The sequence below is a fragment of the Nocardioides sp. WS12 genome, from assembly GCF_014108865.1.
Classification (GTDB): Bacteria; Actinomycetota; Actinomycetes; order Propionibacteriales; family Nocardioidaceae; genus Nocardioides.
The window spans coordinates 4,520,171-4,535,368 of the sequence record NZ_CP053928.1; the positions used below are offsets into that span (position 1 = coordinate 4,520,171).

Annotated in this window: 11 protein-coding genes; 9 read left to right on the forward strand and 2 right to left on the reverse strand. The window is 68.9% G+C overall.

The features are described 5' to 3' along the window. The first annotated feature begins 25 nt into the window (after positions 1 to 25). The 4 genes from HRC28_RS21865 to HRC28_RS21880 are packed head-to-tail and all read left to right on the forward strand — an operon-like array spanning position 26 to position 3,203. Positions 26 to 1,198 carry a PspC domain-containing protein gene (locus HRC28_RS21865; protein WP_182377472.1) on the forward strand — a complete coding sequence of 391 codons (1,173 nt, stop codon included), beginning with the start codon at positions 26 to 28 and terminating at the stop codon, positions 1,196 to 1,198. Then, positions 1,195 to 1,611, forward strand: a complete 417-nt coding sequence (locus HRC28_RS21870) for a hypothetical protein (RefSeq protein ID WP_182377473.1) — start codon at positions 1,195 to 1,197, stop codon at positions 1,609 to 1,611. Before HRC28_RS21865 ends, HRC28_RS21870 begins: the two co-directional genes overlap by 4 nt. Before the next feature lie 48 nt (positions 1,612 to 1,659). Continuing rightward, entirely contained in the window at positions 1,660 to 2,202 is a 543-nt protein-coding gene (locus HRC28_RS21875) for a SigE family RNA polymerase sigma factor (protein ID WP_182377474.1), read from the forward strand. Continuing rightward, positions 2,202 to 3,203, forward strand: coding sequence for a hypothetical protein (locus tag HRC28_RS21880; protein WP_182377475.1), 1,002 nt, complete (start codon positions 2,202 to 2,204; stop codon positions 3,201 to 3,203). The genes HRC28_RS21875 and HRC28_RS21880 overlap by 1 nt, the downstream gene beginning before the upstream one ends. A 9-nt stretch (positions 3,204 to 3,212) precedes the next feature. On the opposite strand, the gene npdG is transcribed toward HRC28_RS21880, so the two are convergent. Then, complete coding sequence (gene npdG, locus HRC28_RS21885; protein WP_182377476.1) at positions 3,213 to 3,929, reverse strand: NADPH-dependent F420 reductase; 717 nt, start codon at positions 3,927 to 3,929, stop codon at positions 3,213 to 3,215. A 98-nt stretch (positions 3,930 to 4,027) separates the two neighbouring features. Between npdG and HRC28_RS21890 the strand changes: the two genes are divergently transcribed. The 5 genes from HRC28_RS21890 to HRC28_RS21910 all read left to right on the forward strand — a co-directional run bounded on the left by HRC28_RS21890 (position 4,028) and on the right by HRC28_RS21910 (position 12,517). Next, positions 4,028 to 5,065 carry an LLM class F420-dependent oxidoreductase gene (locus tag HRC28_RS21890; protein ID WP_182377477.1) on the forward strand — a complete coding sequence of 346 codons (1,038 nt, stop codon included), beginning with the start codon at positions 4,028 to 4,030 and terminating at the stop codon, positions 5,063 to 5,065. Continuing rightward, positions 5,065 to 6,213 (forward strand): acyl-CoA dehydrogenase family protein, encoded by a 1,149-nt coding sequence (locus tag HRC28_RS21895; protein WP_272902644.1) that lies wholly within the window; start codon positions 5,065 to 5,067, stop codon positions 6,211 to 6,213. Before HRC28_RS21890 ends, HRC28_RS21895 begins: the two co-directional genes overlap by 1 nt. A 134-nt stretch (positions 6,214 to 6,347) precedes the next feature. Then, complete coding sequence (locus HRC28_RS21900) at positions 6,348 to 8,516, forward strand: MMPL family transporter (RefSeq protein ID WP_237111608.1); 2,169 nt, start codon at positions 6,348 to 6,350, stop codon at positions 8,514 to 8,516. 316 nt (positions 8,517 to 8,832) lie between these two features. After that, positions 8,833 to 9,870, forward strand: coding sequence for a hypothetical protein (locus HRC28_RS21905; RefSeq protein ID WP_182377479.1), 1,038 nt, complete (start codon positions 8,833 to 8,835; stop codon positions 9,868 to 9,870). 70 nt (positions 9,871 to 9,940) lie between these two features. Then, complete coding sequence (locus tag HRC28_RS21910; RefSeq protein WP_182377480.1) at positions 9,941 to 12,517, forward strand: bifunctional FO biosynthesis protein CofGH; 2,577 nt, start codon at positions 9,941 to 9,943, stop codon at positions 12,515 to 12,517. Here HRC28_RS21910 and HRC28_RS21915 read toward each other — a convergent pair. Next, positions 12,493 to 15,132: an EAL domain-containing protein gene (locus HRC28_RS21915; RefSeq protein WP_182377481.1), complete on the reverse strand. Its 2,640-nt coding sequence runs from the start codon at positions 15,130 to 15,132 to the stop codon at positions 12,493 to 12,495. The genes HRC28_RS21910 and HRC28_RS21915 overlap by 25 nt on opposite strands. Between the last annotated feature and the right edge of the window lie 66 nt (positions 15,133 to 15,198).

Below are 15,198 nucleotides of genomic sequence, written 5' to 3' on the forward strand. Positions count from 1 at the left end.
CGCCAGACACCGCAGGCTTGGAGCCATGAACACACCGACCGACACCGAGCACGGCCCCGGCCCCTCGGGCCAGGAGCCCGGTCCCACCGGCCCCCGCGTGACCCGTGACGAGGTCCGCGACCTGGGCCGCCTGCGCCGCAGCCGCACCGACCGGAAGATCTCCGGTGTCGCCGGCGGCGTCGCCCGCCACCTCGACGTCGACCCGCTTCTGGTGCGGGTCGCCTTCGTGATCCTCACGTTCTTCGGCGGCGGCGGCCTGATCCTGTACGGAGTCGCGTGGCTTCTCGTTCCCGACGAGCACGACGGTGACGCGGTGATCAACGTCGACGAGGGGATCCGGACCGCGGCCCTGATCATCGCCGGCGTCCTCACGATCGCCTCGATGGTCGGCGACACGTTCGGTGGACCTCAGTTCCCCTGGCCGGTGCTGTTCGTCGGTCTGGTGTTCCTGATCATCTTCGGCGGCAAGCAGGCCAAGCAGTCCCGCACGTTCCCGCCGGTTCCCGGCCAGGCGGCCGTGCCGCCGTCGTACCCGGGCTATCGGCCGGGGCCGCCCCCGCCGCCGCGTCCCGTGGACCCCAAGCGCCGTGGCCCGCTGTTGTTCCCGTTCACGATCGCGTTCGCCGCGCTCGCCGTCGGCGTGGTCGCCACCCTGCACCTGGCCGGCGTCGATGTCGCCCCCTCGACCTACCCCGTGACCGTGCTGGGCGTGGTCGGCGTGATGCTGCTGGTCGGCTCGTTCTACGGCCGGGCCGGAGGGCTGATCTTCATCGGCCTGATCGCCGCGGTGGCAACGCTGGCGACCTCGGTGGTCGACAATGTCGACCTCAATGCGGGGCAGACCGTCAAGCGGCCCGACACAGCAGCCGAACTCGCATCCGGTTACGACGTGGGCATCGGCGAGATCATCATCGATCTGACCAGGCTCGACGCAAAGGAGCTTGGTGAACTCGACGGCAAGACGCTCGACCTCGAGGTCGGGCTCGGCCACATCGAGGTGATCGTTCCCGACACCGGCCTGCGCGTCGACGCCGACGCGAAGATCGAGGCGGGCGAGGTGATCCTCTTCGGCGACAAGTCCGAGAACGACGACAAGGCCGTCCACGGCGGTGCCACTGAACCGACCCTCACGATCGACGCCGAGCTGTTCCTCGGACAGATCCAGATCCACACCGAGACCGAGAAGGAAGCGGCATGAGCACCGACGACGTCAACGACTCGATCGAGCGGCCCCGCGAGGACCGCAAGCCCGACGCCCGCCCCTCCGGCTGGCACGCGGTGAACACCGGCCACCTGGTGATGGGTACGGCGTTCGTCGGCCTGGTCATCGTGTGGGCACTGCTCACCAGCGACACCGTCCAGTTCGACAACGCCCGCTGGATCCTGCCGCTGCCCTGGCTGGCCGCCGGCGCCCTCGGCCTGCTCGCAACGGTCCTCCGCGGTCGCCGCCAGCACGACACACCTGCCTGGGTGGAGCACGTCGCCAACTACGGCAACATCGGCCACCACGGCCACCATGGCGACAAGCACGGTTGGCGTCACGGCGGCGGTCCCGCGCACATGAAGGGCTGGCTGCACGGCTCGTCGGACGACAAGGATCGCCAGGACTGACAACCTTTGCTCACCTCTCACCGCTTTGGACTGGTGAGAGGGGTGGTCATGGAGCGAACGGTGGTGGACGGACCGATGCCGCAGGCAGTCGCGGACTCCGGTGGTGAGGCGGACGGTTTCGACGCGTTCGTCAGCGCCCGTGGCGACGCGCTGTGGCGTTCCGCTTGGTTGCTCACCGGAGACCACCAGTTGGCCGAGGACCTCGTCCAGACCGCGCTGGCCAAGTCCTGGCGTGCGTTCGGCCGGGTCGGCATCGACGGTTTCGAGCCCTACGTACGCCGCGTCATGTTCACGACGTACATCTCGTGGTGGCGGCGGAAGTGGCGCGGTGAGCGGCCCACGGGCGAACTGCCTGAGCTCGCCGGACGCGATGTCGGCGCAGACTCCGACGGGCGCAACGACCTCCTGGCCGCGCTCGAGGGACTGCCCCGCGGACAGCGCGCAGTCGTGGTGCTGCGCTACTTCGAGGACCTGTCCGAGGCCCAGGCGGCTGGCGTCCTCGGCATCAGTGTCGGCACCGTGAAGAGCCAGTGCTCCCGCGCCCTGACCGCTCTGCGCACCTCTCCCCGCCTGCAACGAGAGGACTCCTGATGACCGAGTACGACGACCAGTGGCTGCGCGACGGACTCGCGGCCGCCGTACCCACGCCGCCGGAGGCGGCCGACCGCGCGCACCGCGCGACCGTGAAGTCCCGACGAGGTCGGCAGTTGCGCGCAGCCGGCGTGCTCGGTGTCGCGGCGGCGGTGGTGGCCGGGGCCGTGGCGTGGACCGTCTCCTCCGGTGACGAACCCGATCGCGCGGCCGACGGCACGAAGGACGTGTCGGTCACCTGTCCGGAGCCCTCGACGGAAGCGCCCTTCCCGTCCAAGGCGACCGGCAAGGCCGGCGACGGCCTCCCGCCCGGCGCCACGACGGCGCGGTTGTGCCAGGGCCAGGGCACCGAGATCGACGTACCGCTCGATGCCCTGGACACGGGCATCGACGAACTCACCGATGCCGTCAACGGCCTCGACCCCTACCCGGCGTGGAGCGCAGAAAGCGCCTGCACCATGGACCTGGGTCCCGGCTACCAGATCGTGTTCGGCTACCCGGACGGCTCGACGACCGCGGTCACGGGAGAGCTCTACGGATGCCGCGCCGTGACGATCGACGGCGAGGACGTGCGCGGCAACCCGGAGGCTCTCTGGGCGCAGTACGCCGCTCTGCTCCGCCAGCAGCGCGACGCGTCGGACCCGCCGGCCACCACACCGGCCGCCGACCTGACCTGCGACCAGATCGGCATGTCGCCCGTGGGGCGCGCAGCCGACATGACCGAGGCGGTCTACTGCTCCGACATGCCCGGACCCGGCGTACCCATCCCTGCCGAGGACCTCGCCGTCCTGGTCGAGGACATGCGGACGTCGGAACCGGCCGGCATCACCCCGGCCTGTTACACACCGGGCCGGATCGTCGGGCAGACCACCTGGGGCGACACGGTCCAGACGTCCGCCCTGTGCGGTGGCGACCGCTGGAGCATGGAGGACGACCTCGCCTGGCCGGTCAGCCCCGCCAGCAAGGCGATCCTCGACCGACTGGCGGCCGAGGTCGGCTGACTCCCGGCGTCAGTGCGCGTCGAGCCCCGACACCCGGATGCCCGCGTGCACCTTGTACTTCCGGTTGATCGAGATCAGTACGGCGGTGAAGGGCTCCAGCACGCGGGCGAGGCGGAGCTTGCCGCCATCGATGCCCTCGCGGCCGGTGACGGAAGCGGCGAGGTCGATCGCGACCTGCTTGCCCTCGACGGAGTCGCCGACCACGATGACGTCCTCGTCGAGGAACTCGGCGTCGCTCCAGAGGCCGACGGCGGAGACGTTGTGGAACGCACCGACCACGGTCGCCTCGGGCGCCAGTTCCTGGGCTGATTCGGCGGCCGAGCCCTCGCCGCCCTTGACGACCTGACCGTGCGCGCCGCGCTTGTCGAAGGCGAGCGGGTTGACGCAGGAGATGACGGTCTTGCCCGCGAGGGCCCCGTCGGCTGCGAGGGACGCGACGAGGTCGTCGTGGCCGTCGTACGGAACGGCCAGCAGGACGACGTCGGCAGCAGCGATCGCGTCGGCGTTGGTGGCGCCGCGGGCGACACCCGCACCGGCCACGTCGACGAGGCGTTCGGTCACCTCGGCAGCGGAGACCTCGGCCTTCTCGGCAGCGCGGGAGCCGAGCACGATGTCGTGGCCGTGGCGGGCGAAGCGGTAACCGAGGCCCTTGCCCTGGGGGCCGGTGCCGCCGATGACGGCGACGGTATAGCGGGGGGTCTCGCGCGGAGCGTTCTCGGAAGTCACAAGGTCCACCTAACACGTAAGGGAGGTCGTTCGGATCGCAGGCGTCTCGTTCAGGGAGACCCTTGCGACCGTGACAGTAATACTGTCACAGTGGCGCCATGAAGCTTTCGATGCCCCTCATCTATGCCGGCAACCCCCGCGAGTCCGCCGACCAGGTCGTCGCACTCGAGAAGGCCGGGCTCGACATGATCTGGGTGGCGGAGCCGTACGGCTTCGACGCGCCGACCCTGCTGGGCTACCTCGCCGCCAAGACCGAGACGGTCGAGATCGCTGCCGGCATCCTCAACGTGTACTCCCGCACCCCCGGTGCCCTGCTCCAGACCGCCGCCGGCCTGGACAACGTGTCCGGCGGCCGCGCGGTCCTCGGCCTCGGCGCCTCCGGCCCGCAGGTGATCGAGGGCTTCCACGGCATGGCGTACGACCGCCCGCTGACCCGCACCCGCGAGGTCATCGAGGTGCTGCGGATGGGCCTGCGCGGCGAGCGCCTGGACTACCAGGGCAAGACCCTCCAGGTCCCGCTCCCGGCCGGCGAGGGCCTCGGCCTCGGCAAGCCGCTGAAGCTCCTGAACAAGCCCGAGCGCGCCGACCTGCCGATCTGGGTGGCTGCCCTCGGTGACAAGAACGTCGCGATGACGGCCGAGGTCGCCGACGGCTGGCTGCCGTTCCTCTACTACCCCGAGAAGGCCCAGCAGGTGTGGGGCGACCCCCTGGCCCGCGGCGCAGCGAAGCGGTCGGCCGACCTCAAGCCGCTCGAGATCTGTGCCGGCGGCATGGTGGCCATCGGCGAAGGCCCCGAGACCAAGGCGTTCCTGGACTTCATGCGTCCGATGTACGCCCTGTACGTCGGCGGCATGGGTGCGCGCGACAAGAACTTCTACAACCAGCTCGCCTGCGAGTACGGCTACGAGAAGGAGGCCAAGGAGATCCAGGACCTCTACCTCTCGGGCAAGAAGAAGGAAGCCGAGGCGCTGGTCCCGCTCGAGTGGCTCGAAGCCGGCAACCTGGTCGGCCCGGCGTCGTACGTCAAGGAACGGATCGCGGCCTTCAAGGAGTCCGGCGTGACGAACCTGTCCGTCTCCCCCGCCTCCGCCGACCCCGCCGCGACCATCGCGCAGATCAAGGAATGGGTGGCCTGATGCCCGACCGTCCCACGATCTACGAAACCGAGCACGAGGACTTCCGCAAGACGGTCCGCACCTTCATGGAGCGCGAGGTGAAGCCGTTCCACGACCAGTGGGAGAAGGACGGCATCGTCGACCGCGAGGTCTGGCGCAAGGCCGGCGCGGCCGGCCTGCTGAGCTTCGAGGTCCCGGAGGAGTACGACGGCCCCGGCATCAAGGACTTCCGCTACAACGCCGTCGTGGCGGAGGAGCAGGCCCGCGCCGGGGCGAGTGGCCCGGGCTTCTCGGTCCACACCGACATCATCGTTCCGTACCTCATCGCGATCGGGAACGACGAGCAGAAGAAGCGGTGGCTGCCCGGCACCGTGTCCGGCGACATCATCACGGCCATCGCGATGACCGAGCCCGGCGCCGGATCCGACCTGCAGGGCATCCGGACCACGGCCGTCGACAAGGGCGATCACTACATCCTCAACGGATCGAAGACGTTCATCAGCAACGGCATCCTGTCCGACCTCGTCATCGTGGTCGCCAAGACCGACCCCGATGCCGGAGCGCGCGGGATCAGCCTGCTGGTCGTCGAGCGCGGCATGGAGGGCTTCAACCGCGGCGCGAACCTCGAGAAGCTCGGCCTGAAGGCACAGGACACCGCCGAACTCAGCTTCGACAACGTCGTCGTACCGAAGGCGAACCTGCTCGGCGAAGAGGGTCAGGGCTTCATCTACCTGATGCAGAACCTGCCCCAGGAGCGGATCTCGATCGCCTGCATCGCGATCGCCGCGATTGAGCACGTGCTGGACCTGACGCTCGACTACGTGAAGACGCGTGAGGCGTTCGGCAAGCCGATCGGCAAGTTCCAGAACACCCGGTTCACGCTGGCGGAAATGGCCACCGAGGCCTACATCGCGCGGGTGTTCGTCAACCACTGCATCGAGCAGCTCAACAAGGGCGAGGTCGACACCTCGCTCGCGTCGATGGCGAAGTGGTGGACCACCGAACTGCAGAAGAAGATCGTCGACCAGGGCCTGCAGATGCACGGTGGCTACGGCTACATGCTCGAGTACCCGATCGCGAAGGCGTACGCCGACACGAGGATCCAGACGATCTACGGCGGCACCACCGAGATCCAGAAGGAGATCATCGGCCGGTTCCTCGGCCTGTAGATCTGCACCACCGAACGGCCCCCGGATGTCACATCCGTGGGCCGTTCGGTGTCTGGTGGGCAGCCGGATGGCGAAAAATTCCCGCCCGGCGATGATTCCGGAGTGATCTCAGGGTCAGATCCGGAGAAATCCTGATGCCGTTGTCGGTCCTCACTGGAAGAGTTCTCCCCATGCACCGTCAGATCGCCGGAACGCTCACCGGCCCCATCACGAAGTGGATCGTCCTTGTCGCGGTCATCCTGATCGCAGGCGGCCTGGCGTCATTCGCCGGGAAGCTCATCGACGTCCAGAACAACGAAACCGAGTCCTGGCTGCCGGAAAGCGCCGAGTCGACCAAGGCCTTCGAGAAACTCGAGGCGTTCCAGGACCCCTATGACGTCGGCACGACCGTCGTCTACTTCCGCGAGTCCGGCCTCACCGATGCCGATCTCGCGGCGATCGAAGAACACGGTTCAGAGATCGAGCAACTCGACGGCATCAAGAACGTGCTGACCCCGGTTCGGGCAGCGGCAGCGGACATTCCCGCTCCGTTCGTGTCCGAAGACGGGCAGGTCGCGAAGCTCGAGTTCACGCTCAACTACGGCGACAAGCTGTGGGAGGAGCTCCCCGATCTGAAACCGGAGGTCGATGACATCATCGCGATCGACGGCGTGGACTCCTACCTCGCCGGGGCCGGTGGCCAGAATGCCGACGCTGCCACGATCTTCTCCTCAGGCGACGCCAACCTGCTGTTGATCACCCTCGGTGTCGTGATCCTGATCCTGCTGGCCACCTACCGAAGCCCTGTCCTGTGGCTGCTGCCCATCATCAGCGCCGTGGTCGGCCTGGGCGCCTCCATGGGCTTGCTGTACTTCCTGGCCAAGAACACTGGTCTCACCGTCAATGGACAGACCCAGTTCATCCTCACGGTGCTCGTGATCGGCGCGGGCACCGACTACGCACTCCTGCTCGTGGCGCGCTACCGCGAAGAGTTGCGTCGTCACGAGAACCGCCACGAGGCCATGGCATTTGCGCTGCATCGCGCAGCTCCAGCCATCTTCGCCAGCGCTGCGACCGTCGTCGTCGGCCTGCTCTGCCTCCTGTTCGCCGACCTCAACTCAACCGCCGGGATGGGTCCGGCCAACGCGGTCGGGGTCGCCGTGACCTTCCTCGTGATGGTCACGTTGCTGCCTGCCCTTCTGGTGATTTGCGGTCGGTGGGTGTTCTGGCCGTTCGTCCCGCACTTCGGCACCACCGAACCGACCGCCTCGGGACTCTGGGCGAAGGTCGGCCGCGGCATCGCACCTCGTCCGCGCATCGTCTGGATCGGGACAGCGGCTGCCCTCTTCGTCCTCTGCTTCGGATTCCTGAGGCTCGACACCAGCGGAATTCCCAGCGACGAGCAGTACACGCAGGACCAGGACTCCGTGACCGGTCAGTCGATCCTCGTGGACCACGGCCTCGTGGACGCCAGCACGCCCATCCAGGTCGTCGCGAATGCCGCAGAATCGGATGCGGTGGTCGCCGCCATGTCCGACATCGATGGCATCGCAGCCCCCGTCGTCGTGGCAACGGAAGGAGACACCGCGCTGATCATCGCCGAACTGACGAGCGACCCCTACTCGGATGCGGCCTTCGATGCGGTGCACGACGTTCGGGACGCGGTGAGTGGCGTGCCGGGGGCAGATGCGCTGACCACCGGCCTGTCGGCAGTGACCGTCGACATCATGGACGCGTCAGCGCGCGACAACAAGGTGATCATCCCGATCGTGCTCGGGGCCGTGCTCCTGATCCTGATCGGGCTCCTGCGCTCCGTGGTCGGACCGGTGCTGCTGATCGGCACCGTCATCTTGTCCTTCGGTGCGGCGTTGGGCATCTCTGGCCTGATCTTCGACTTCATCTACGGCGCCGAGCACACCGACCCCGGATTCCCCTTGTTCGCGTTCGTGTTCCTCGTCGCCCTGGGCATCGACTACAACATCTTCCTGATGACCCGGGTCCGGGAGGAGGCCGCGGTCCACGGCACTCGCAGGGGTTCGCTGATCGCACTGTCCTCCACAGGCGGCGTGATCACTTCGGCCGGTCTCGTGCTCGCGGCTACTTTCGCGATGCTCGGCACCATGCCGCTGACGTTCACCCTGCAACTCGGCACCACCGTGGCGATCGGCGTGCTGCTCGACACGATGATCGTGCGCTCGGTCCTCGTCACCGCGCTGAACCTCGACCTCGGCGGAAAGATCTGGTGGCCGAGCAAGCTGGACCAGGGCAACTCGGTGTCCAGCCCGCCCGCTGCCGAGCCGGAGAAGGTTCCCGCCGGGCTCTGACCGCACCACCCACGAAACACGCGTCTCCTACCATGCTTCCGTGGGCCGAACGGGCGGCCCACGGAAGCAAGGGGAGCATGACGTGAGTGGCGGTAGCGGACCATCGGGCTGGCCCCCCAACGAGGCGACCACTCCGCGCGGCCCCTACCCGCCGGGCCCACCTCCTGCTGGCCCACCTCCCTCGGGGCCACCACCGTGGGGACCTCCTCCCGGTCAGCCGCCCTTCGGCCCGCCACCGGGCGGCTACGGCGGCCCGCCGTTCGGTCAGCCGCCCCGCAAGAGGCGCTGGCCCCTCTTCCTCGGCCTCGGGCTCTCCTTGCTGCTGGTCGCCGGGGTCGCTGTCACCGGTTGGCTGTACTTCACCGGCCGGTTCGGCATCGGGCCGCTCAGCGCTTCCGACAAGGACGCCGTGTCGACCATCGTCGACGGTGTCGAGGTGCCGGAGTGGGCCGACCGGGACCAGGTCGAGTGCGCCGTTGACGACCTGATCCACGAGTCGCGCTCGGGTGACCTCGAGAAGCGTGGCCTGATCGAGCGCGACAACGGCGGCAGCTGGATCTACACCGGCGAGTGGCAGGTGGCGGACGCGACGTCGTACTCCGAGAAACTCCTGGACTGTTCCGACGACTGGGCCGACCAGATCGGCAAGACCTGGGCGCTCGACGACACCGACTGCCTCGACGACATCGGCAGCAACACCGTGGGCGCCTACTTCGCGCAGGAAACGCTGACGCTGTCGGACAAGGACAGCGACGACAGCGCGGAGAAGGGCCATGCGAAGGCGATCGAGGCGTTCGACGCCTGCTACGTCAAGGCGCCGGCTCCCCCGAAGGCCACACCAAAGGCCGCTTATCGCTCGGTCGAGTTCATCTTCGCCGAGCAGCCCGACGCGGCGAACGGCAAGGTCGTCATCAACACCGGCGGCCCCGGAAGCTGGACGCCGCTGAGCGGCACCAGTGTCGAGATCGACACCGAACAGGGCGACCGGCAGGGCTGCGTGGAAGCACAGGCAGTCGCGACCTACCCGTGGGGAACGACGGCGGAGTCGCAGGCGAGGTTCTGCGGGAAATCACAACCCCGGCGGATCTGGTGGAAGCGGGCGAAGAAGTGCACCGCAGCCCCCGGATGTCTCGCCTGGGAACTCCACTACGAGGGGTACAAGGACTTCGCCAGCATCACCGCGCGCTACACCAGCAACGGCGGCAACTGCCAGGCCGTCAGCGGATCGTGCTCGGACACGGTCACCGTGGCCCCGGGTGGCCGCGGCCGGCTGGTCACCTGGAGCTTCCCCCGTTCCTACGACGGCGCCTTCGTCGCGAAGGTCGGGAAGTTGAAGACGAGGATCAGGAACTGACGTCGCCCGCCCAACCAGTGGGTAGAACGAGTTCTAGTTTGGGTACGCACCCGGTATCGTGGGGCTCGCCATGACAGATGGGCCCACCCCCCAACAGATCCGCCGCGCGCTTGCCCGCGCTGAACGCGGAGCAGCACTCGACCTCGACGAGGCGACCGTGCTGTTGTCTGCGACGGGTGCGGACCTCGACCGTCTGGCCGCTGCTGCGGCGAAGGTGCGCGATGCGGGGCTGGTTGCCGCCGGTCGTCCGGGGGTGGTGACGTACTCGCCGAAGGTGTTCATCCCGATCACCAAGCTGTGTCGCGACCGGTGCCACTACTGCACGTTCGTCGAGACGCCGGGCCAGGCGGCACGCGAGGGCCGGGCGCCGTACCTCTCTCCTGACGAGATCCTCGACATTGCCCGTCAGGGTGCCGAGCTCGGTTGTCTGGAAGCTCTCTTCACGCTGGGCGACCGGCCCGAGGAGCGCTGGCCCGAGGCCCAGGCCTGGCTCGATGAGCAGGGTTACGACTCGACGCTGGCCTACATCCGGGCGATGGCGATCCGCGTGCTCGAGGAGACCGGGCTGCTGCCCCACCTCAACCCAGGCGTCATGTCGTGGGAGGAGCTCAACCGCCTCAAGCCGGTCTCCCCCTCGATGGGGATGATGCTCGAGACCACCTCGCGTCGACTGTTCGAGACCAAGGGCGAAGCCCACTACGGCTCGCCCGACAAGGACCCCGAGATCCGCCTGCGCGTCCTGGAGGACGCCGGGCGCCACGGCATCCCGTTCACCACCGGCCTGCTCGTCGGCATCGGCGAGACCCTGACCGAGCGAGCCGAGACGATCTTCGCGCTGCGCGCGACCATGCGTGCGTACGGCGCCGTGCAGGAAGTGATCGTCCAGAACTTCCGCGCCAAGCCCGACACCGCGATGCGGCACGTCGATGACCTCGACCTGGCCGACTACCGTGCCGCGATCGCTGTCACCCGCCTCGTGCTCGGCCCCAAGGCCCGCATCCAGGCGCCCCCGAACCTGGTCGACCTCGAGGAGTGCCGCTCGCTGCTCGACGCCGGTGTCGACGACTGGGGCGGCGTCTCACCGCTGACCCCGGACCACGTGAACCCCGAGCGCCCCTGGCCCTCCCTCGAGCGTCTCCGCTCGAACACCGCGACCTGCGGCTTCGACCTCAAGGCCCGCCTCACCATCCACCCCGAGTACGTCGTCGGCGCACTCCAGGACGGCCAGGCCTGGCTCGACCCCCGCGTCGCCGGGCACGTCGCCGCACTGGCCGGGCCCGACGGACTGGCCATCCCGGGCATCAAGCCGACCGGCCTGCCGTGGCAGGAGCCCGACGGTGGCTTCGAGTCGGCGGGTCGCACCGACCTGCATTCCGCAGTCGACACCGAAGGCCGCACCGACGACCGGCGCAGCGACTTCGGCTCGGTCTATGGCGACTGGGCCTCGGTCCAGGAAGCCGCCGACGGGGTTTCGAGGCTCGCTGACGCTCGCACCTCAACCACCGGTGGGCACGCTGGCGCGCGCACCTCAACCGCCGAGGCGCACGCAGCCCTGCGTGCCGCCGAGGCCGATCCGGGCAACCTGTCCGACGAGCACGCGCTGACCCTGATGACCGCCGAGGGCGACCTGCTGCGCTCCGTCGTACGACTGGCTGATGACCTGCGTCGCGAGACGGTCGGCGACGAGGTCACCTACGTCGTCAACCGGAACATCAACTTCACCAACGTCTGTTACGTCGGCTGCCGGTTCTGCGCATTCGCACAGCGCAAGACCGACGCCGACGCGTACTCGCTGTCCTACGACGAGGTCGCCGACCGTGCCCAGGAAGCCTGGGACCTCGGTGCGACCGAGGTCTGCATGCAGGGCGGCATCGACCCCGAACTGCCGTCCAACGCGTACTTCGACATCGCTGCCGCGGTGAAGAAGCGGGTGCCCGAGATGCACGTGCACGCGTTCTCCCCGATGGAGGTCGTCAACGGCACCGCCCGCACCGGCCTGTCGATCGAGGACTTCCTGATCAAGGCCCGCGAAGCGGGCCTCGGGTCGCTGCCCGGCACCGCCGCGGAGATCCTCGATGACGAGGTCCGCTGGGTGCTCACCAAGGGCAAGCTCCCCACCCGCACCTGGGTCGAGATCGTCTCCACCGCACACCGCATCGGACTGCCGACGACCTCGACGATGATGTACGGACACGTGGACAACCCGCGGCACTGGGTCGGGCACCTCAACGTCCTCAAGGGCATCCAGGACAAGGCGTTCGAGAACGGCGGCACCGGATTCACCGAGTTCGTGCCACTCCCGTTCGTGCACACCTCCGCGCCGATCTACCTCGCCGGTGTGGCCCGCCCGGGCCCGACCCTGCGCGACAACCTCGCGGTCCACGCGATGGCCCGGATCCTGCTGCACGGCCGGATCCGCAACATCCAGACCAGCTGGGTCAAGCTCGGCGTCGACGGCACCCGCGCGATGCTCAACGCCGGCTGCAACGACCTCGGCGGCACCCTCATGGAGGAGACCATCTCCCGGATGGCCGGCTCCGAGCACGGCTCCGCCAAGACCGTCGCCGAGCTCACCGAGATCGGCGCGGGCATCGACCGCCCCGTCCGCGAGCGGACGACTCTCTACGAAGTTCCGGCCGCGCGGTGAGTCCGGGCGGACAGGCGCCCGGCCCGCTTCTCGTCGTACATCAGCTGATCTGCCCGACGCATCAACTCGGTGGCGTCGGTCTCGTCGCTCACCAGGACCGCGCCCACGCTCACCCCGACACGGACGTGGCCCGAGGACGAGTGGACGTCGATCGCGCGCTGTACGACGGCGCGCAGCCGGACGGCGAGGCCTGAGCACTCGTCCGGATGCTCCACCCGCACCACCAGCATGAACTCGTCGCCGCCGATCCGGGTGACGCTGTCCTGGCGGGCCGTCGCCCCACTGAGCGACTCCGCCACCGCACACAGCAGGCTGTCGCCTGCGGCATGCCCCAGCAGGTCGTTGACGCCCTTGAAGCCGTCGAGGTCCAGCATCACCAGCGCGTACGTCGACCCGCCCGGCGTCAACGCAGCGGCAAGCGCATCGTCCAGGACCAGGCGGTTGCCGATGCCCGTCAGCGGGTCGACGCGACCCTTCGCGCGCAGCCGGTCCTGCTCCTGCCGGTGGGGCGTGACGTCGACCAGCGCATGGAGGTACATCAGCTCGCCGAGCGGGCCGCCGACCTCCTGCGAGCGCACGTCCAGCAGGCGCACCTCGCCCCTCGCGTCAACGATCCTTGCCTGGAACCCGCCTCCTTCGACCTCCGGCTGGTCGCGCGTGGGCAACCAGCTGGTGAGGTCCTGGCCGACGAGCGACTCGAGGGGTACCGCCAGCAACGCGCCCGCGGCGGGGTTGGCGAGGTGAACCAGGTCGGAGCCGTCGGTGATCACCAGCGGCGTCGGGGTGGCCGTCATGATCGACATCAACCAGTCGTTGGCATCGCGCAGATCGGACTTCAACCGTCGCCGCCGACCGTCGGCTCCCAACCACAGGAGCACCATGACCAGCGCAGCGCCGACCACCACGAGCAGGATGCCGGTGCTCAGCCGCCCGTCCCTGGAGCCGAGCGCCGCCGCGCTGGGTTGCTCGGCCAGCAGCCAGCCCCCGATCGCGGCCACCTCGTGGACCGACCAGACGGCGTCGTCCCCCGGGTCGCTGGAGTCCTCGCGCCGTGCGGCGAGGCGCGGGTCGCTGGTGGGCAGCCCGATCCGACCGTCAGGGGCTGCGAGGGTGACGTCCCGGCTGTCGACCAACGTGACGCTGATGCCGTGATGGTCCAGTACATCGTCCAGTTGCGCCTGCAGTGCCGTCAGCGCCATCGTCGCGACGACGTACCCGGTGATCCGCCCGTTCTCCGCCCGGACCGCGGCGGCGACCGCCAGTGCCCAGGGACGCCCGGATGCCAGCAGTTGGAAGGCGTTGGACACGTAGGCGCCCTCAGCGTCCCGGGCACCCACATACCAGTCCCGGTAGGCGAAGTTGCGTCCGACCAGGCCCGGTTCCGGCCGGGGAGCCAGGGCGATCAAGTCGCCCGAGGCGTCGTACAGCGAGGAACTGAAGACGCCTGTCGTGGCCGAACCGAGGGCCGCCAGCGAGGTCGTGATGAGACCGGGGTCGCGCTCCGTCAGAGCGCTCCGGACGTCATCGCTGCGGGCATACGCGGCGACCACGTCGCGCAGCCCTCCGAGCTGCACGTCGACCTGCCGGGCCGCCAGCGCGTCGACTGCCTCGAGACGCTGCTGCGCCGAGGCGTCGAGCGATGCCTGGTTCCCCCGGCGGTCAGCGATGGCGATCACCGCGATGCCGACGAGCGCCAGGCAGAGCAGGGCGGCCAGCGCGGTGGTCGCCACCCGATCCAGCGAGTTGGACCGAGCGGACGGACGTCGTACCGACACCTCCTGGAGGGTGACCGCTGCAGCCGGGTGGACCAGCGCGCTCGAGGTGCCGCCCTCGACGGCCAGCAGGGCCTCGAACGCAATCACGTCCAGCGGCCGACTCATCAAGAAGCCCTGCCCGAGCGCACAACCGAGGCGACGCAGGGCAGCCACCTGCTGGGGTCGTTCGATGCCCTCGGCGACGACGTGGACCCCGAGCGAGAGGCAGAACCTCACCAGTGATTCGGCCATCCGCTCCTGGGGAGCACCGGTTCCGAGGAACTGCACGAAGGAGCGGTCCACCTTGATGCCGTCGACCCGGAAACGGCGCAGGTAGTCGAAGCTGGCGTTTCCGGTGCCGAAGTCATCGAGGGTGATGTTGCAGCCCAGATCGGCCAGGGTCGACAGCACCTGTTCGTGCCCCCGGTCGGTCCGGGACAGCAGCGTCTCGGTCAGTTCGACGATGACGGCCTCGAGGGGCAGGCCGGCACGGGCTGCGACACTCACGACCCGATCGGTCAGGCCCGGATCGTCGAGATCGGCCGCGGACAGGTTGATGGCCAGGCACAGCCGCGTTCCAGCGGGCCGCGTTCGCCAGTGCGCCACCTGCGGTGCGGCCATCGCGAAGACCATCGCGTCAAGCCTCGTGATCAGCCCCGTCTCCTCGATCACGCCGAGGAACGCGTCGGGAGCGAGGAGTTCGCCGCTGGCCGGGTCCAGGATCCGCGCGAGCGCCTCGACAGCGACGATCTCGCCCGTCCGCAGGTCATAACAGGGCTGATAGTGGACCTGGAGGCAGCCGGTGTCGAGGGCATGCTCGACCTCTTCGACGCTCAATCGCCGCGCAGCCGTCGTCGTCATGCTCCCCCGCTCGCGGACGGATTCCTCCCCATTGGACGACGGAGCCATCGGCGCCCGAAGCGCCCA